General features: G+C 32.1%; 18 protein-coding genes and 1 other RNA gene. 11 read left to right on the forward strand and 8 right to left on the reverse strand.

Going from position 1 to position 19,753, the window contains the following annotated elements; genetic code table 11:
• Position 1 precedes the first annotated feature (1 nt).
• Positions 2-1,687: a M23 family metallopeptidase gene (locus EV196_RS16310; RefSeq protein WP_132218845.1), complete on the reverse strand. Its 1,686-nt coding sequence runs from the start codon at positions 1,685-1,687 to the stop codon at positions 2-4.
• Positions 1,688-1,865: 178 nt separating this feature from the next.
• On the opposite strand from EV196_RS16310, the gene EV196_RS16315 reads away from it, so the two are divergent.
• The 4 genes from EV196_RS16315 (at position 1,866) to rny (ending at position 4,264) form a co-directional block, all read left to right on the forward strand.
• Positions 1,866-2,156: a hypothetical protein gene (locus EV196_RS16315; RefSeq protein WP_132218846.1), complete on the forward strand. Its 291-nt coding sequence runs from the start codon at positions 1,866-1,868 to the stop codon at positions 2,154-2,156.
• 15 nt (positions 2,157-2,171) lie between these two features.
• Positions 2,172-2,465, forward strand: coding sequence for a cell division protein ZapA (locus tag EV196_RS16320; protein WP_132218847.1), 294 nt, complete (start codon positions 2,172-2,174; stop codon positions 2,463-2,465).
• A 58-nt stretch (positions 2,466-2,523) separates the two neighbouring features.
• Positions 2,524-2,630: non-coding RNA, 6S RNA (gene ssrS / locus EV196_RS16325), on the forward strand.
• 59 nt (positions 2,631-2,689) lie between these two features.
• Entirely contained in the window at positions 2,690-4,264 is a 1,575-nt protein-coding gene (gene rny / locus EV196_RS16330) for a ribonuclease Y (RefSeq protein WP_132218848.1), read from the forward strand.
• 45 nt (positions 4,265-4,309) lie between these two features.
• On the opposite strand, the gene EV196_RS16335 is transcribed toward rny, so the two are convergent.
• The 3 genes from EV196_RS16335 to EV196_RS16345 form a co-directional block, all read right to left on the reverse strand.
• A complete protein-coding gene (locus EV196_RS16335) occupies positions 4,310-5,467 on the reverse strand; it encodes a PAS domain-containing sensor histidine kinase (protein WP_132218849.1) in 1,158 nt (385 codons plus the stop codon).
• Between the two features lie 269 nt (positions 5,468-5,736).
• Entirely contained in the window at positions 5,737-6,849 is a 1,113-nt protein-coding gene (locus EV196_RS16340; protein WP_132218850.1) for a sensor histidine kinase, read from the reverse strand.
• 155 nt (positions 6,850-7,004) lie between these two features.
• Positions 7,005-7,916: a site-specific tyrosine recombinase gene (locus EV196_RS16345; RefSeq protein ID WP_132218851.1), complete on the reverse strand. Its 912-nt coding sequence runs from the start codon at positions 7,914-7,916 to the stop codon at positions 7,005-7,007.
• Positions 7,917-8,098: 182 nt separating this feature from the next.
• Here EV196_RS16345 and EV196_RS16350 point away from each other — a divergent pair, with 182 nt between their 5' ends.
• From EV196_RS16350 to EV196_RS16365, 4 genes are all read left to right on the forward strand, one after another.
• Positions 8,099-8,701, forward strand: a complete 603-nt coding sequence (locus EV196_RS16350; protein WP_132218852.1) for a porin family protein — start codon at positions 8,099-8,101, stop codon at positions 8,699-8,701.
• A 257-nt stretch (positions 8,702-8,958) separates the two neighbouring features.
• Complete coding sequence (locus tag EV196_RS16355) at positions 8,959-9,471, forward strand: porin family protein (protein WP_132218853.1); 513 nt, start codon at positions 8,959-8,961, stop codon at positions 9,469-9,471.
• A gap of 76 nt (positions 9,472-9,547) precedes the next feature.
• Complete coding sequence (gene aroQ / locus EV196_RS16360; protein WP_132218854.1) at positions 9,548-9,964, forward strand: type II 3-dehydroquinate dehydratase; 417 nt, start codon at positions 9,548-9,550, stop codon at positions 9,962-9,964.
• Between the two features lie 129 nt (positions 9,965-10,093).
• Positions 10,094-10,576, forward strand: coding sequence for a hypothetical protein (locus tag EV196_RS16365; protein WP_132218855.1), 483 nt, complete (start codon positions 10,094-10,096; stop codon positions 10,574-10,576).
• Between the two features lie 75 nt (positions 10,577-10,651).
• Here the strand turns inward: EV196_RS16365 and lpdA are convergent, their stop codons facing one another.
• Complete coding sequence (gene lpdA / locus EV196_RS16370; protein ID WP_132218856.1) at positions 10,652-12,028, reverse strand: dihydrolipoyl dehydrogenase; 1,377 nt, start codon at positions 12,026-12,028, stop codon at positions 10,652-10,654.
• A 116-nt stretch (positions 12,029-12,144) separates the two neighbouring features.
• Here lpdA and EV196_RS16375 point away from each other — a divergent pair, with 116 nt between their 5' ends.
• Positions 12,145-13,428, forward strand: coding sequence for an NAD(P)/FAD-dependent oxidoreductase (locus EV196_RS16375; protein WP_132218857.1), 1,284 nt, complete (start codon positions 12,145-12,147; stop codon positions 13,426-13,428).
• Positions 13,429-13,576: 148 nt separating this feature from the next.
• Here EV196_RS16375 and EV196_RS16380 read toward each other — a convergent pair whose 3' ends face one another.
• A complete protein-coding gene (locus EV196_RS16380) occupies positions 13,577-14,128 on the reverse strand; it encodes a DUF1572 family protein (protein ID WP_132218858.1) in 552 nt (183 codons plus the stop codon).
• Between the two features lie 106 nt (positions 14,129-14,234).
• Positions 14,235-14,708 (reverse strand): peptide-methionine (R)-S-oxide reductase MsrB, encoded by a 474-nt coding sequence (msrB, locus tag EV196_RS16385; protein WP_132218859.1) that lies wholly within the window; start codon positions 14,706-14,708, stop codon positions 14,235-14,237.
• Between the two features lie 170 nt (positions 14,709-14,878).
• Here msrB and EV196_RS16390 point away from each other — a divergent pair, with 170 nt between their 5' ends.
• Both EV196_RS16390 and EV196_RS16395 read left to right on the forward strand, forming a co-directional pair.
• Positions 14,879-15,694, forward strand: coding sequence for a M48 family metallopeptidase (locus EV196_RS16390; protein ID WP_132218860.1), 816 nt, complete (start codon positions 14,879-14,881; stop codon positions 15,692-15,694).
• Positions 15,695-15,767: 73 nt separating this feature from the next.
• On the forward strand, positions 15,768-17,078 hold the full coding sequence (locus EV196_RS16395; protein WP_132218861.1) for an MFS transporter: 1,311 nt from the start codon (positions 15,768-15,770) through the stop codon (positions 17,076-17,078).
• Positions 17,079-17,142: 64 nt separating this feature from the next.
• Here the strand turns inward: EV196_RS16395 and EV196_RS16400 are convergent, their stop codons facing one another.
• On the reverse strand, positions 17,143-19,689 hold the full coding sequence (locus EV196_RS16400) for an ATP-dependent Clp protease ATP-binding subunit (RefSeq protein ID WP_132218862.1): 2,547 nt from the start codon (positions 19,687-19,689) through the stop codon (positions 17,143-17,145).
• Positions 19,690-19,753 lie beyond the last annotated feature (64 nt).

The following is a 19,753-nucleotide window of genomic DNA, read 5'->3' on the forward strand; positions in this document are numbered from 1 at the left end:
TTTATTTTCTAAAAAATGATGCTTCAAAAGTAGTACTATTTCCAACATTATCGGTTACAATTACTTTTAAATCGTTCTTTCCGTCGGTAACTACATTGTCATTAAAATCGTGTGTTAGTGTATCCTTTTTGTAATCGTATTCCATTAAAATCCATTTGCCATTTACAGTGGCTCTGTAATTTGAAATTCCAGAAAGCGCATCATCAATTTTAACTTTCAAAAATCTAAAATTGCTTAACCATTGCCCATCTTTAAAATTTAAAGCGGAAACAGTTGGTTTTACAGTATCGGTCGCCAAGGCGTAAGTGCCTAATGTTTTAGTACTTGTAGATAAAATATCACCCTCTCTTTTTGTAAATGCATATAGTGGGTAATTTTTATAGCCTACCAATCTCGCTATGTACAATTTGTCTTTATCTGCATCTTTATAATTGCTAATATCATATTTTATGGTGAAATTTTTTCGGGTTGGAACGACATCTTTATGCAGCGTTAAGGTGTCGTTGTTCACATCAAAATCTATATAAAAATCTTCGTAAAAGGTATCTGGATAAAAATCGACAGAGATATTGCCTAATTTCAAATTGGTAGATTGACTTGCTGTAATATAATAAGGTGTTATTTTTTCTGCTTTAGGATTTGAAACAGTTGGTTTATTGCCTTTGATATTGATAGTAACAAAGGTCTCGTTATTTTTAAAATCGGAAACTCTAATTTTATAGACTGAAGAAGTGCTATCCTTAACCGTTAAAATACCATCATTCAAGGTAGGTTTTAACATGCTTAACGGATTATTTATTTTGAATAATTTTTGAATGCGTTGTCTGCTATTAATATAATGCTCATAATCTATAAACTGGTTGATGCACGACGATTCATCAAAAGAAAACATACTAAAATCGACTTCAAAATTTTGATTCCCATTTAAAAAAGTTTGCATGTTGTAAACCCCATTGGAGTTAGCAGCCAAATCTTGTCTGTCGGTTGTTACAATTCCAAAACCAATATTTCCATAGGCTTCAATACTTTCGGTAGTATAGTCTCCGCTCTTTAAAAGGATAAGACGTAGTTTTTGTTTAGTATTCAATTTGTTAATAGTCGCATTTTCATCTAAAGCATACGCATAAATAGAGCTAACAATAGGTTTTGAACTGTCTTTAATATCAATACCAAAAAGCATCGGGTTCATGGGGCGTTCTTCTTTATCGCGAATTTCAAAATGCAAATGTGGGCCGCCAGACCCCCCTGTATTCCCAGTATAGGCAACCAAACTACCTTTAGTAACAGGTAAAGTTTCTGCACTAGGGAAGAGCTCTATTTCATAAGTTTCCTTTTCGTATTGCTGTTTTTTAATGTAAGCTTCAATTTCTGGTGAAAATGATTGTAAATGCCCATAAACGGTTGTATAGCCGTTAGGATGCGTAATGTACAAAGCTTTGCCATAACCAAAGTGTGCTAATTTAATGCGGCTTACAAATCCATCAGCACATGCCAAAGCTTTTAAACCTTCACGCTGTTGCGTTTTTATGTCCAGCCCTGAATGAAAATGATTGGTGCGTAATTCGCCAAAGTTACCAGATAAAATAAGTGGCACTTCTAATGGTGACCCAAAATAATCTTGAGGGTAATTATTTTGCGCGTTAGAAAAAAGTGAGAAAACTAAAAAGAAATAAAGGATGAATCGCATATGAATAGTAGTTGCTGCTAAAATATTAATAAGTTATCAATGTGCAAAAGAATAAAATAAAAATCGAGCCACCGCATTGATTATGAGGAATAACGAAATATTTGAAATTTTATTAAAAAACAATTGTAATTTATAAGCAGGTATGTTAACTTTGTGAGATAAGTATTGAAATTTGTAAATGAGTAATATTGAAGATATTGTAGATTCTTTAGAAAACAAAATTAGCAAAGTATTACACAAACTAGAGCTTTTGAAGCTTGCTAACTTGAAGTTGAATGAAGAACTAGAGGTTTCAAAGCAAGAAATTTCATCCCAAAAAAAGCATATTGCTGGTTGGGAAGAAAAGTATGAAGCGCTTAAAATGGCAAATACAATACTTGGTAGTGACGATAATAAAAGAGAAACTAAGCTTAAAATAAACGCATTAATTAGAGATATTGATCATTGTATTGCTCAATTGTCCGATTAAGCAACATCAAATTCAATGTCAGAAAAGCTTAAAATAAAGCTGTCTATAGCAAATAGAGTGTATCCTTTAACTATTGATGCGAGTCAAGAAGAAGGTTTGCGTAAAGCGGCAAAGAACATTGATGAAATGATTAAGCAATTTGAGCAAAGTTATTCGGTTCGAGATAAACAAGATGTATTGGCTATGTGTGCTTTACAATTTGCTTCTCAAGTAGAACAGAAGTCAATAGATAAAGAGAGTGTAAGTGAGCATGTAGAAGAAAAACTAAATGCTTTAAACAGTTTGTTACAATCTCATTTGGTCTCTTAAACGTTCTTTAAAATAAACTAAAAAGTTACTGCCTACATTAGTTATTTATTTTTGATAAACTCAACGTTAATTCTTTAAAAAGGGTGAGTTTAAGTTGTAAAAGCATGCTGCCTTGAGCAGATCCTTGATCAGCTTGTTAGCCCTAAACTTGTTTTTAAGGAGTTTATACAAAATCTCAAACTGGTGTAGGCTTTTTTATATATTAAAATTAACTAAACACAATAATGGATAACTCAATTATATTGATTGCTGGGGGTGTATTATTAGGGCTTATAATAGGCTTTATAATAGCAAAAACCTTAGAGAAAAACAATGCTTCTAAAATGGTGAAGGAAGCTAAAAAAAGCGCCACTTTAATACTTAAAGAAGCAAATAGCGAAGGAGAGTCAATTAAAAAAGATAAAATTCTTCAAGCAAAAGAAAAATTTTTAGAGCTTAAATCGGAACATGAAAAAGTTATTTTATCACGTGATAAAAAAATGGCAGAAACCGAAAAGCGTATTCGTGATAAAGAATCTCAAGTATCTAGTGAACTTGCTAAGAATAAAAAACTAAGTGAAAGCCTTGAAGAAAAAGAAAAAGATTACGACCATAGATTGGATGTTCTTGAAAAGAAGCAAGAGGAGATAGATAAATTACACAAAAGTCAAGTACAACAACTTGAAGTTATTTCCAGTCTTTCCGCAGAAGAAGCGAAGTCACAATTAGTGGAATCCTTAAAAGGAGAAGCCAAAAGTGATGCGATGGCATATATTCAAAGCGCACTGGAAGAAGCCAAATTAACGGCGGAGCAAGATGCTAAAAAAATAATTATAAATACCATTCAACGTATTGGTACAGAAGAAGCGGTTGATAATTGTGTATCTGTATTCAATATAGAATCTGATGATGTTAAAGGACGTATTATTGGTCGTGAAGGACGAAATATTCGTGCTATAGAAGCGGCTACAGGTGTAGAAATTATTGTTGATGATACCCCAGAAGCGATTATATTATCTTGTTTTGATTCTGTTAGACGTGAAATTGCGCGTCTATCATTACACAAATTAGTGACCGATGGTAGAATTCACCCAGCTAGAATTGAAGAAGTTGTAGAGAAAACCAAAAAACAAATTGAACAGGAAATTATTGAGGTTGGTAAACGTACCGTTATAGATTTAGGTATCCACAACTTACACCCAGAACTTATCAAGATGGTTGGTAGAATGAAATACCGTTCGTCTTATGGTCAAAACTTGTTACAACACTCGCGTGAAGTAGCAAAACTTTGTGGTGTAATGGCTGCGGAGTTAGGCTTAAACCCAAAACTAGCTAAACGTGCCGGATTATTACACGATATTGGTAAAGTGCCAGATGCTGAAACAGATATGGAAACACCTCATGCTATTTTAGGGATGCAATGGGCTGAAAAATATGGTGAAAAAGACGATGTAATTAATGCTATTGGAGCGCATCACGACGAGATAGAAATGAAATCGTTACTAGCGCCAATTATACAGGTTTGTGATGCTATTTCTGGGGCACGCCCAGGAGCACGTCGTCAAGTTTTAGATAGTTACATTCAACGTTTAAAGGATTTGGAAGATATTGCTTTCGGATTTAGTGGTGTTAAAAAAGCATATGCTATTCAAGCTGGTAGAGAATTGCGTGTTATTGTTGAAAGCGAAAAAGTTGATGACCAAAAAGCGGCAGATTTATCGTTTAGTATATCTCAAAAAGTACAAACCGATATGACCTATCCGGGCCAAGTTAAAGTAACTGTTATTAGAGAAACCAGAGCGGTTAATATTGCAAAATAGAATTCTTAAAGAAATTAGAAATTATTATAAAAAAAATCCAGTTAGCTAACTGGATTTTTTTGTGTTCATTGTTATTGTAAAAGTAGTACCTTCATTAACTATACTTTTAATTTCTATATGACCACCAAGCGTTTCAACTTGTCTTTTGGTAAGATATAAACCGACACCTTCTGCATTGGTATTCCCATGAAAAGTACGATATAATCCAAATACAGCATCCCCATATTTCTCTAAATCAATACCTATACCATTATCAGCTACTGTTATAGTTAATAGGCCACTCTCTGTTAAGTGAGAATCAATATTAAGGATAAGCGCTCTATCTGGATGGCAATATTTCAAGGCATTTGAAGCTAAATTTTGGATAATGCTTTCTAAATAGGTACGATTAGAATAAATAAAAATATCAGAATCTACATTATTATTTATAATGGCTTTTTTATTGGAAATCTCCAATTCTAAAAATTTAATTGTATTTTCAATAAAGTGATGTATGTTTAAGTTTTTGCGTTCTAACTTTTTTTCTAATTGTTTACTTACAATTTCATTTAAACTACCAATGGTTTTGCTTAAAGACTTTGATACGGTTTCTAAAAGACCTATTAATTCTTTTTTTTCTTCTTCTGTTTCAGAAGTATTGTAAAATTCAAGTAAACTTTCAAAATTGCCAGCATACTGTTTTAAATTGTGAGTTACTATATGAGCAAAATTTTGAAGTCTGCTATTTTGATTTGTGATTATGTTTAAGTTTAAAGATAAAGCAACCTCTTTTTCTTTTCTTTCAGTAATATCACATATAATACCAATAATACGAATGGGATTGCCGTAAGTGTCTTTTTCAACAACACGTCCAGTTTCTTTTACCCACTTATATTTGTCATTTGTATCTTTAATTCTATGTTCACTTATATAACTTAAAGTCTTTCCATTATAGTGGCTATTTAAGTTACTTAATAGTTGGTCAATATCCTCTGGGTGTATTGATTTTTTCCAATGATAATTTGCTAATGAATCGTCAGAAATCCCTAAAATATTTTTTGCTTCTTTGGAATAATTTACAGTATTAGTATTTATATGAAAATCCCAAACTCCTGTATTACAGTTTTCTAATGCAAACTGAGAGGTTAGCTCGTTGTATTTTGAAGATGAATTTAAATAAACAATATCCCCAATGGTGAATTCTTTTTCTAATACATTAGTCATAATGAAGTAGGTTTAGTCAACGTAAATATAGTATTATATCCGATTAAATAAATATAAAATCGATGAAATGCATTATTTTTAAATATTACTATTTTTAAAATTACATAGAAGACATGTATTTCTATATATTTAAACAGGTACCAATTACATTAATTTAAGTATAAAAAAGAAGAAGTTGAAGCGAAATTCAAGACGCAAAAAGAACTTGCGGAAACATATATAAAGTGAAATACTTTTATTTTAAGAATTGAAATAAAAACCCCAGTTAATCAACTGGGTTTTTTTGGTAAATTGATGGTAAAGATAGATCCTTCGTTTATCTTGCTATTAACCATGATAGTGCCCCCGAAAGATTCTATATGGTTTTTTATCAAATAAAGACCAACACCTTCAGCATTTTGGTTTTGATGAAACGTTCGGTAAAGTTTAAATACTTCGTCCCCATATTTATCCATGTCAATACCTATGCCATTGTCCTGTATGGTTATAATGTATGAATCTTTTGTTTCGGCTGAATTGAATTTAATAGAAGGATGCCTTTTGGGATGTTTGTATTTTATCGAATTTGACAATAAATTTTGAAAAATACTTTCCAAATAAGCAGGGTTAAAATCTATGTTTATTGACGGTTTTACATGGTTTGTAATTTCAGCTTTAGATTGTTCTATTTCAACGTCTAAAAGCTTTATAGCGTTATTAATATAATCGTGTATGTTTAACGTTTTTATATGTTCATTTTTATGTGTTTGTATAGATACTATTTCCTGTAAATTAGAAATCGTTTTAGTTAATGATTGATTAACTGTTTTTATGTGTGTTATTAATTCTTCTTTTTCGGCAGTTGTTTCTGCCTCATCATAAAACTCAAGTAAATTTTCAAAATTAGCGGCATGCGATTTAAGGTTGTGGGTAACTATATGGGCAAAATTGGTTAGTTTTTCATTTTGAATTGTTAGCAATTTCAGTAATTTGGCATTAGCTATTTCTTTTTCTTTTAGTTCGGTAATGTCTAAGTGTGTTCCAATAATTCTTAAAGGATTTCCTTCGCTATCACGTTCTAATATTTTTCCTTTATCTGAAATCCATTTATAAGTTTCGTCTTTGCATAAAATGCGGTGCACGTTTTTATAAATTGGTGTATGCCCTTTTAAATGATCTTGAAAATTTTTGAAATACTCATCTTTATCATCTGGATGAACTCTAACATTCCAATCTTGAGGGTTGGATCCAAACTCTTCCGATTTAAAGCCTATAATATTTTTTGATTCGTCTGAAAAAAACACCCTGTTTAAATTGGCATCAAAATCCCAAATTCCAATATTGGAATTCACCAATGCGAATTTCCATTTTAACTCATTGAAATTGTTCGATGTTGAATTGATTGACTCAACCTTATTAGAACCATCTGTTTCTTAATCCATTATAATATGAGAGGTATGAGGGTTTTAAATTTTAATTATTATAAGATAATATATGTGCTAATTACAGCCAAATATGAATGAATTTAATAAATATAATAAAAAATGATGACATGGGTTTATTTTCTAGGGTGGTATTTTTCTACAATTTTTGCTAGATGGCTTTTATCTAAATGCACATAAATTTCGGTTGTAGTAATACTTTCATGCCCAAGCATAAGTTGTATAGAGCGCAAATCGGCATTATTTTCCAGTAAATGTGTAGCGAACGAATGCCTAAATGTATGTGGAGAAATATTCTTTTTAAGCCCAATTTTTTCAGCTAATTGTTTTATAATGGTAAAAATCATGGCTCGTGTAAGCTGTTTTCCTCTATGATTTAAAAAGAGGGTATCTTTAAATTCAGGTTTTATGTTAATATGGGTTCTAACTTCATTTCTGTAAATGTTAATATATTTTTGGGTATCGCTAACAATAGGCACAAAACGTTGTTTGTCGCCTTTACCAGTTACCTTTATAAAGCCTTCCTCAAAAAACAAATCGGATATTTTCAAGTTTGTTAATTCACTTACTCGTAAACCACAGCCATAAAGGGTTTCTAAAATGGCTTTGTTACGTTGCCCAATGTTTATGTTGTTGTATTGTTGCGATAAATCTATGGCATTTATTAAGTCATCAATTTCATTAATACTTAAAGTGTCGGGTAATTTTCGTCCTATTTTAGGAGATTCAATAAGGTCTAATGGGTTTGTTGTAATATAATCTTCAAACACCAAATAACTAAAAAAACTGCGCAACCCAGATATTAAGCGCGATTGCGAACGTGTGTTTACAATTTTAGCAGTTTCATAAATAAATTGTTGAATGGTATCTGTTTTAATGGAGATAGGCGACTTATTAATAGCATGCTCTTCTAAATAACCAATAAGTTTTTTAACATCAAGACTGTAATTATCAATAGAATTTTTAGATAAACCGCGCTCTATTTTCAAATAGAGTTGATAATCTTTTAGTGCGTTTTCCCATTTCATGGTTGTAAAAATAATTCAAATTACTATGTTTTTTTCTATTTATAAGTGATAAATATCATTTGTGTATTGATAATTTTATTTATAAGAAAAGTATTATGATATTTATAGCGTTTTTCTTTTTTATTACTTTTTTTAGGTTTACTTTTATTATAATAATGTTATCAACTAAAATTTAATTATTTATGAAAAAACTTTTCTTTAATGTTTTGTGTTTATTAGCAATAACAACTTTAAGCGCTCAAAGCGACTCTGGAGACTTTACTATCGCTCCACAATTAGGTTTAAATTTATCAAACTATTCAAGTTCTGAAAATTTAAATAATAAAATTAGAACTGCTTTCAATGCTGGTGTTATAGCAGAATATTATTTTAACGACCGTTGGAGTCTTCGTTCTGGTATTATTTATGATTCGAAAGGAACAAAAATAACCCAATCTGGGTATGATTACATTGACAAATTAAACTATATAGCGATTCCTTTACATGCTAATTGGCATTTTGGTTCTAATAGAAATTGGTTTTTAAACTTTGGGCCTACTATCGGGTTTTTAGCTAGTGCAAAAGCCGATACACCAGAAGGAGAATTTGATATCAAAGATTTTATTGAAAATTCTTTTGATGCAGGTTTAGGGGTAGGTATAGGTTACAAATTTGATATAGCCGATGATACACAATTATATATTCAGTATCAAGGTTATAATGGTTTTATTGATTTATTCAATGAAGACTTTAGTGTATTTAATGCTACTTCAGCATTTAATCTCGGAGTTGTTTTTCAATTATAAATTGGTTATGGTATAAAATAAAACCGAAGTTAATAGCTTCGGTTTTTTTTGTGACTTTTTAATACTTTTTGAATTTAAATAAAACACAGTTTAAAGCATTAATATTGTGTAATGTAAGTATGTGTATTGCGTAAGTTTTTTATTTACTCAATCTTCAAAAAGCATATTATATCGATAATATGTTATTTTTTGCTTGCTAATGTGAGAAAAAAAAACTTTATTTGCTGTGAATTAATCAAATTTAATATTTAAAAATTATGAAAAAATTATTATTAAGTGCTGCAATTGCAGTATTCGCAATGAGTAATATTAATGCTCAAGAAGTAAAATTCGGAGTAAAAGCAGGAGCAGATTTTGCTTCTATTAGAGTAGATTATGATGGAGACAATATTTCAACTTCAGAAACTGGCTTTTATTTAGGAGCTTTTGCCGAAATTAAAATATCAGAATCTTTCATCTTCCAACCTGAAGTACTTTATGTCTCTGTTGAAGATCTTGATCAAATTGCAATTCCACTTATGGCTAAAATTCCAGTTTCTGATAAATTTAATGTATTAGCTGGTCCAGCTTTAGGAATTTTACTTGACACAGCAGAAGACATGAAATCTTTAAATTTTGGTCTTGAAGCAGGTGTTGCTTATGACGTTTCCGAAAACTTTTTATTAGAAGCTAGATATAATTTAGGTTTAGCTAATTTACAGGAAGATGCTCCAAGTGGATATTCTGCTAAATTAAGCGGATTCTTCGTAGGTGTAGGTTACAAATTTTAATTTTATTGCATAATAAAATTATAACCGAAGCATTTGCTTCGGTTTTTTTATGCCCATTTTTTAATATATTTACCCTATGAAAAAACTAATCATCATCAACGGTCCCAACTTAAATTTATTAGGTAAACGTGAACCCGCCATTTATGGCAGTTTAACATTTACCGAGTTTTTTGAAGAAATAAAAGCCAAATACCCAACCGTTCAAATAGACTATTTTCAATCGAATATTGAAGGTGTAATTATAGACAAATTACACGAAGTTGGTTTTAGTTTTGATGGTATTATTTTAAATGCAGGTGCTTATACTCACACTTCTATTGGTATTGGTGATGCTGTAAAAGGTATTGAAACGCCTTTAGTAGAGGTGCATATTTCCAATACTTTTGGTCGTGAAGCGTTTAGGCATCAATCCTATATTTCTGCTCATGCTAAAGGTGTTATTCTTGGTTTTGGATTGCAAAGTTACGAGTTGGCTATTCAAAGTTTTCTGTAATTTCATTTTTTGAGTATTACATTTCTTTATCTATAATTTCTTTGAATTTTTTTTATGATTTTCTTGTGAGAATTTTAACAACGAGTGTTTTTATATTTGTTTGATTCAAAATAAACATCACTTCGTACCATGAAAATTAAAACTACAATATTATTAATTATAACGCTTCATAATCTAGTGGTAGCTCAGCAAAACGAAGAAAATAATAATATAAAAGTTGTTGAGGATAATGAAGTTAAGAGTGAATCAAATTATTACAAAGCTTATTTCTCAGAAATTAAAATTAACAGTAATTTGACTTTTCAACAAGAAAGAAATATAAGAGTAGAAAGTGATTATACAGTTTTTGAATTTCCTTTATTGTTAAAATATAATATCACCAAAAAAGTAAGTCTTTTAGCAGGTCCAAAAATTGATTTATATACTGATAAATTCGGATTAACTGGTGGTCCTGTAGTTAACTTAACCGTAGGAATTGATTACGAAGTTAATGATTCTTTTTTAATGGAGGCGAGGTTTAATTTTAGACCCCATGATGATATCCCAATACAAACTGATTATACTTTTGGATCCAATACTTTCATGACGTTGGGTTCCAAATTTAGATTCTAAAAGCAAAAAAGGTTTCAGAATTTCTGAAACCTTTTTTATATCTAACAATCTAATTTATCTAAAAATTTAAGAAGTCTATAAGTGAATAACTTCATCGTAAGCAGCAGCTACTGCTTCCATAACCGCTTCACTCATGGTAGGGTGAGGATGTACTGCTTTTAATACTTCGTGTCCTGTGGTTTCTAATTTTCTACCTAAAACAGCTTCAGCAATCATATCGGTTACACCAGCACCAATCATATGGCAACCTAACCATTCGCCGTATTTAGCATCAAAAATCACTTTTACAAAACCATCTTTATTTCCAGCTGCACTTGCTTTACCAGAAGCAGAGAATGGGAATTTTCCAACTTTAATATCAAGTCCTTTTTCTTTAGCTTGTTTTTCGGTTAAACCAACACTAGCAATTTCAGGAGAACAATAAGTACAACCTGGTATGTTTCCATAATCTAAAGCTTCAACATGTTGTCCAGCAATTTTTTCAACACATAAAATACCTTCAGCAGAAGCAACGTGCGCTAAAGCTTGACCCGGAGTTACATCGCCAATAGCGTAATAACCTGGTATGTTTGTTTGGTAAAAACTATTAACTAGAATCTTATCTCTATCAACTACAATACCTACATCTTCTAAACCAATGTTTTCAATGTTTGTTTTAATTCCAACAGCACTTAAAATAATATCGGCTTCTAAAATTTGCTCACCATCTTTTGTTTTAACGGTTGCTTTAACGCCATCACCAGACGTATCAACTTTAGTAACTTCGGCAGAAGTCATAATATTAATGCCACTTTTCTTAAACGATTTTTCTAATAATTTTGATACATCTTCATCTTCAACAGGCACTACGTTTGGTAAAAATTCTACTATAGTTACTTCAGTTCCCATAGAATTGTAGAAGTAAGCAAACTCAACACCAATAGCTCCAGAACCTACAACAATCATCTTTTTTGGTTGGTTAGGTAAACTCATCGCTTCTCTATATCCAATTACTTTTTTACCGTCTTGAGGTAAACTAGGTAATTCACGAGAGCGTGCACCAGTAGCAATAATTATGTGATCTGCACTATATTCGGTACCATCAACATCAACTTTTTTACCCGGTTTTAATTTTCCGAAACCATTAATAACATCAATTTTGTTCTTTTTCATTAAAAACTGAACACCTTTGCTCATGCCATCTGCAACACCACGGCTACGACTTACAACAGCTCCAAAGTCTTTGTCATAATCTTTAACAGATAAACCGTAATCGCCTGCATGTTTCAGATATTCAAATACTTGAGCAGATTTTAATAATGCTTTAGTAGGGATACATCCCCAGTTTAAACATACACCGCCAAGGTTTTCTTTTTCAATAACAGCGGTTTTAAAACCTAGTTGCGATGCTCTAATAGCTGTAACATAACCACCTGGGCCACTTCCAAGAACAATAATATCGTATTTACTCATGAGATTTATTTAATGTTAAATTTACTGGCTACGAATTTACGAAACCTATTTTGAATATAGAATTTAGAATCCTATAAATTTATATCTTTTATTACCTTTGTTTTAAGATTTACCTTATGAACATACCAAGAACCAGTTTTCCACGTGTAGTAATAATAGGTGGTGGTTTTGCAGGCGTTGCTTTAGCAAAAAAATTATCGAAACAAGAAGTGCAAGTTGTTTTACTTGATAAAAACAATTATCACACCTTTCAACCGCTTCTATATCAGGTTTCTACGGGTGGTTTAGAGCCAGACTCTATTGCATATCCCATTCGTAAAATATTGAAAGATTTTCCGAATTTTCATTTCAGATTGGCAAATGTTGAAGAAATTAATACGGTTGAAAATAAAGTTTTAACGGATATTGGCGAACTTAAATTTGATTATTTAGTAGTGGCATCTGGTGCAGAAACGAATTATTTTGGGAATTCTGAGGTAGAAAAAAACAGTATGGCCATGAAAACCATACCCGAATCTTTAAATTTAAGAAGTTTAATTCTTGAAAATTTTGAAGAAGCCTTATTGACTTCCGATTTACACGAGCGTAATGCCCTTATGAATTTTGTTATTGTAGGTGGCGGACCAACAGGTGTGGAACTGGCAGGTGCTTTGGCAGAAATAAAAAAAGGAATCTTGCCTAAAGATTATCCAGATTTAGATACACGTTTGGCACAAATTCATATCATTCAGTCTAGTGATTGTATTTTAAAAGGAATGAGTGCTAAAGCATCTGAAAAAGCTGAAGATTTCTTAGAAAAATTAGGCGTTAATGTTTGGAAAAACGTAAGGGTAACCAATTATGATGGTAAAATAGTAACAACAAATACCGATTTAACTTTTGAAACCGCTACTTTAGTTTGGGCAGCAGGCGTAAAAGGTGCTACTATAAAAGGTTTGAATGCGGGCGATTTTATTTACCGTGGTGATAGATTGTTAGTAAATGAATTTAACCAAGTAAAAGGATTTAAAAATATTTACGCCATTGGAGATATTGCTTGTATGGTAACCGAAGAATTTCCAAATGGCTTACCTATGATGGCACAACCTGCTATTCAACAAGGAAAACAATTAGGTGAAAATATGGTTCGTTTAATTGAAAACAAACCTTTAAAACCATTTGAGTATCATGATAAAGGTGCTATGGCAACCATAGGGAGAAATAAAGCCGTAGTCGATTTACCAAAATTTAAATTTCAAGGTGTTTTTGCTTGGTATGTTTGGATGTTTGTGCACTTGTTTTTCTTAATAGGTTTTAGAAACCGTATGGTGGTTTTTATAAATTGGGTATATAATTATATTCGATTTGATAGAGAAGCACGTTTAATTATAAGACCATTTAAGAAGAAACTTAAAAGTTAGATTTTTAGACTTCTTAGACTATTAGATTGTTGAATTTTTTAACTTAGAAACTTAGAAACTTAGAAACTTAGAAACTTAGAAACTTAGAAACTTAGAAACTTAGAAACTTTGTCACTTTGAGGCTTTGAAACTTTGAATCTTATCAATTTCATAAATCATCTGTAAAATGCCGAACGCCTTTTTCTTTATTAAATTTATCTTCATTGTATTTTGAAGAATTTCCTTTAGGAATGGATAACGATTGCCATGCATCACCTTTTAAAAGTTTTGCCAAAAATACCATTTGCCCAATGTGATAGGGGTAATGTGCCAACTGCCTGTTTATGGCTTCGGTTACCGTATGCCCTTCATTTCTAATGTAAATGATGCGTTCTAAATCTTCAGTTTTTAAAGTTTTTAAACTATTGAATAAACAGAACCAACCACTTTCCCATGACGCTATTAAATCTTCTTTAGAAGTGTAAGTGTCTTCAAATTCGGCATCACGATTTCGCCATGGTTTTTCACCATCTTCTGTTAAAAAATGAGTCCAGCGGCTTAGCATATTACCAATAATGTGTTTTGCAATGACCGAAACCGAATTTGAGGTCTCATTACTTTGCCATTGCATTTCTTCAAAGCTTAATTGGTTAAAAGTTTTGTCTCCTAAACTTTTATAGTATTCAAACTGCTTAATAACACTTTCTAAATAGCTTTCCATATTATTCAAATTTCAAAAAACTAAATTACAAAAAGCAAGTTCCAAAAACTATTTCTTGATAAGATTAAGTTGGAATTTGGGATTTGCTTTCTGGAATTTTTAGAGTTTATTTTTCAGGAATAAATTTAAGCGCCACACCGTTTATGCAATGCCTTTTTCCAGTAGTATTTCTAGGTCCGTCATTAAAAACATGCCCTAAGTGCCCACCGCAAGTAGCACAATGCTCTTCATCTCGGGTATATCCCAAATTATTATCTGTACCAAAAGCCACATTTCCTTTTATTTCTCTATCAAAACTAGGCCAACCCGAACCGGAATCAAATTTATGCTCACTTTTAAATAAGGGCGTATTACACGCAGCACATACATAAGTGCCTTTTTTGTAGTTTTTATTTAAAGGACTTGAAAAAGCAGGTTCTGTTCCGGCCTTTCTAAGAACATAATATTCCATTTGAGATAATTCTGCTTTCCATTCGGCATCCGTTTTAGAAACCTTATATGTTTTTTTGGTTTCTTTTTGTGCATTGCCATTACAGTTAAATAATAAAAAAGCGATGCTCAAAAACAGTATTTTATTCATTTGTTTTATTTTGAAGTCCAACATGTTAATTTTGTCGTACTTAATTATTAAACATAACACATTAAAGAAGTTAAAAATTTATTAATTCTATTGTGACAAATAAAATATTTTTGAGTCTAATAACTAAAGCTCAATTTTTGTATTTTTACTGATTAATTAAAATAATAACGATGAAACTGAAAAACGCATTTATAATATTAGGAATCTTAGGATTAATTGTTTCTTGTGCAACAAATCCTTTTACAGGAAAAAAAACAATGGCTTTGGTGCCAAATTCTCAATTATTTCCAACAGCATTTGCACAATACGACCAATTCTTATCTGAAAACAAAGTTGTTACTGGTACAGCTGATGCTGCTATGGTAACCAAAATAGGGCAAAAAATAGCAGTAGCTGCAGAACGTTGGTTAACGGCAAATGGACATGTAGGTTATCTAAATGATTACAAGTGGGAATACAAGTTAGTTAATGATGAAACTGTAAATGCTTGGTGTATGCCAGGTGGAAAAATTGTAGTATACACAGGTATTTTACCCATTACCAAAAACGAAGCAGGTTTAGCAGCGGTTATGGGGCACGAGGTAGCACATGCATTAGCTAATCATGGCCAACAACGTATGAGTGCTGCTTATGTACAACAAGGTGTTGCCATTGCAGGAAATGTAGCTATTAAAGATGAGCAATCTAGAAATGCATTTAACCAATATTATGGTATTGGTTCTCAAGTAGGGGTTATGTTACCTTTTAGTAGGAGTCATGAAACTGAAGCCGACAAAATTGGTTTGTATTTAATGGCAATTGCGGGTTATAACCCAGAAGAAGCAGCCGAACTTTGGAAACGTATGAGTGCTGCAAGTGGACCTTCGTCTACTCCAGAAATGTTAAGTACGCACCCTTCAAACGATTCCAGAATTGCAAATCTTACCGCTTTAGCACCAAAAGCAAAAGAAGAAGCTGCTAAATTTGGTGTCACTTCATTCAAATAATATTTTGTTAAGTTAGATTTAAAAAATATTCACTTACTTTGAAGCTGCTCATAAAAGAGCAGCTTTTTTATTTATGGCAGTATTGAAAAAAGGAAGCAAAAAGCTTCTTAATGCATGGGCTTTTTACGATTGGGCAAACTCGGTTTATACTTTAACTATTGCTTCCTCTATATTTCCTATATTTTATTCTGCGTTATTTTTAAGTGAAGTAAAAATAGTTCACGCTTTTGGAATGGAGTTTAAAAGTACTGCATTAATCACCTTTGTTACAGCGTTTACATTTTTAGTGGTAGCTATTATTTCACCTATATTATCTGGTATAGCAGATTATGTAGGGAATAAAAAAAACTTTCTTAAATTCTTTTGTTATGTTGGAAGTACTGGTTGTATAGGGTTATATTGGTTTGATATTTCGCCAGATAAAATTCATATTAGTTTAGTTTTTTACTTTATGGGTTTAATAGGGTATTGGGGAAGTTTGGTTTTTTATAATTCTTATTTACCAGATATAGCTTTTCCTGAACAACAAGATAAAGTGAGTGCCAAAGGGTTTTCACTTGGGTATATAGGAAGCGTAATTTTACTTATTCTAAATTTAGCAATGGTGATGAGTCAAGATGATGGCGCATCTAAAATGCAAATGATGCGTTATTCTTTTATTACAGTAGGGTTGTGGTGGGCATTATTTAGTCAATATTCATTTTATTTTTTACCTAAAGGAACTTCCTCTGGACATAAAGTTACCGCAGCTATTGTTTTTAATGGATTAAAAGAATTGAGAATAGTTTGGAAACAATTGAAGCAAAATTTAAGATTGAAACGTTATTTGTATGCTTTTTTTGTGTTCAGTATGGCGGTTCAAACTATTATGCTGGTTGCTGTATATTTTGGAGAAGAAGAAATAGCATGGGGTGGAGATGGCGAAAAAACAACAGGCCTTATAGTTAGTATATTAATAATACAGCTAGTCGCTGTTGCCGGAGCCATTTTAACATCAAGAGCCTCATCAAAATTTGGAAATATCAAAACACTGATTTTTGTTAATTTTGTATGGATGCTATTATGTTTTTATGCCTATTTTATGGAAACACCTCTTCAGTTTTATATTGCAGCATCATTAGTTGGTTTGGTTATGGGTGGAATTCAAGCTTTGGCAAGATCAACTTATTCGAAATTTTTACCAGAAACTGAGGATACAACGTCGTATTTTAGTTTTTATGATGTTGCTGAAAAAATAGGAATTGTAATAGGTATGGTTATTTTCGCTTCCATCGACCAAATTACAGGAAGCATGCGAAATGGCATTCTGTTTTTATTTTTATTCTTTTTAGCGGGTATTGTTTTGTTATTTCGTGTTCCTAAAGAAGTAGAAAAAATAAATTAATCACAAAAAAATCCTGCAGTTATATATTGCAGGATTTTTTGTTTTTATAACACTCTATAAATTTTTATGATTCAGCTGGTTTTTCAGCCTTTTCAATATTAATATTTAATTCTTGAGTACTATCATCTAAATCAATATTAATACTGTCTCCTTCTTCAACATGTGAAGTAATAATTTCTTCAGCTAATGCGTCTTCAACGTATTTTTGAATAGCTCGTTTTAAAGGTCGTGCACCATATTGTTTATCGAAACCTTTATCAGCAATATAGTCTTTTGCTTTATCACTAAGTTTTAAGTTATAACCTAAATCTTTAATTCTTAACAGAAGTTTGCCAAGTTCGATATCAATAATTTTGTTGATGTCTTCTTTTTCTAATGGATTGAATACTACGACATCATCAATTCTATTTAAGAATTCTGGTGCGAACGATTTTTTCAAAGCATTCTCAATAACGCTTTTGGCGTTTGCATCTTCTTGTGCTTTTTGCGAAGCAGTGCCAAATCCAATACCTGCACCAAAATCTTTTAACTTACGAGCCCCAATATTGGAAGTCATAATTATAATGGTGTTTCTAAAATCTATTTTTCTACCTAAGCTATCGGTTAAATAACCATCGTCCAGCACTTGAAGCAGCATGTTAAATACATCTGGATGTGCTTTTTCAATTTCATCTAAAAGAATAACAGCATAGGGTTTGCGTCGCACTTTTTCAGTTAATTGTCCACCTTCTTCGTAACCAACGTATCCTGGAGGTGCTCCAACTAATCTTGAAATAGCAAATTTTTCCATGTATTCGCTCATGTCTATTCTAACAAGTGCATCTTCACTATCAAACAATTCACGAGATAAAACTTTTGCTAATTGCGTTTTACCAACACCCGTTTGTCCTAAAAATATAAACGAACCAATGGGTTTGTTAGGGTCTTTAAGTCCTGCACGATTACGTTGAATGGCTTTTACAACCTTAGCAACGGCATCGTCTTGTCCTATAACTTTTCCTTTAATAAGCTTTGGAAGCTCTGCTAATTTATTGATTTCGGTTTGTGCAATCCTGTTCACAGGAATGCCAGTCATCATGGAAACTACATCGGCTACATTATCTTCTGTAACAACCTCTCTGTGTTGTTTGGTGTCTTCTTCCCACTTTTCTTGTGCGATAGCTAATTCTTTTTCAATGCGTTTTTCATCATCACGAAGTTTTGCTGCTTCTTCATATTTTTGCTTTTTAACAACCGAATTTTTAGTTTCTTTTACTGTTTCAAGTTGTTTTTCAAGCTCAATAATTTGCTTTGGAACTTCAATATTGGTAATGTGAACACGAGAACCTGCTTCATCTAAAGCATCAATAGCTTTGTCTGGAAGGAAACGCTCGGTCATATATCTACTGGTTAATTTCACACACGCTTCAATAGCTTCAGGTGTGTAATCAACATTATGGTGTTCCTCGTATTTGGCTTTAATATTATTAAGAATTTCAATGGTTTCAGCAACCGTAGTTGGTTCTACAATTACCTTTTGAAAACGACGTTCTAAAGCGCCATCTTTTTCAATGTATTGACGGTATTCATCTAAAGTTGTAGCACCAATACATTGGATTTCGCCACGTGCCAACGCTGGTTTAAACATATTGGAAGCGTCTAAACTCCCTGTGGCACCACCTGCACCAACAATGGTGTGGATTTCGTCTATAAACAAAATAACATCATCATTCTTTTCAAGCTCGTTCATAACGGCTTTCATGCGTTCCTCAAATTGGCCACGATATTTAGTTCCAGCTACTAAACTGGCTAAATCTAAAGTAACAACACGTTTGCCAAAAAGAATTCGTGATACTTTTCGTTTTACAATTCGAAGCGCTAAACCTTCAGCAATGGCAGATTTACCAACACCTGGTTCGCCAATTAAAAGCGGATTGTTTTTCTTTCTTCTACTTAAAATTTGAGAAACACGCTCAATTTCTTTTTCTCTACCAACCACAGGATCTAATTTTCCTTCTTCTGCCAACGCTGTTAAATCGCGTCCAAAATTATCTAAAACGGGTGTTTTGGATTTTTTGTTTGTTTTGCTTGTTGGGGTATTGAAAATGTCCTTAGAGGAATCATCTTCTGTATGAGAATCATCATCTTGAAATGATTCTGCTTTTGGTTCTATATAATCGTTATCGTTTGTTATCATAAATTTGAATTGTTCTTTAACGTTGTCGTAATCAACTTTGAGCTTATTTAAAAGCTTGGTAGTGGGGTCGTTTTCATTTCTTAAAATACATAGCAATAAATGCGCCGTGTTTATTGAGGTGCTTTGAAAAAGTTTAGCTTCTAAAAATGTTGTTTTTAAAGCACGTTCTGCTTGTCTGGTAAGATGTAGGTTCGTTTTATTGTTTGAAGCTACTGCTATATTTGGGTTCGCAGGACTTAATATTTCGACCTTGCGCCTAAGATGGTTTAAATCTACATCCAGTGCATTTAAAATATTTATTGCCTTACCGTTGCCATCACGCAAAAGTCCGAGCATTAGGTGTTCGGTTCCAATAAAATCGTGACCTAAGCGAAGTGCTTCTTCTTTGCTAAATGCAATTACATCTTTTACTCTTTGCGAAAAATTATCATCCATAGTTCGTTTCCTTTCTGCATTAAAAATACTAAAACATTTTACTAACGGCAAAAACTATACCCTA

The organism is Mariniflexile fucanivorans (assembly GCF_004341235.1).
Classification (GTDB): domain Bacteria; phylum Bacteroidota; class Bacteroidia; order Flavobacteriales; family Flavobacteriaceae; genus Mariniflexile; species Mariniflexile fucanivorans.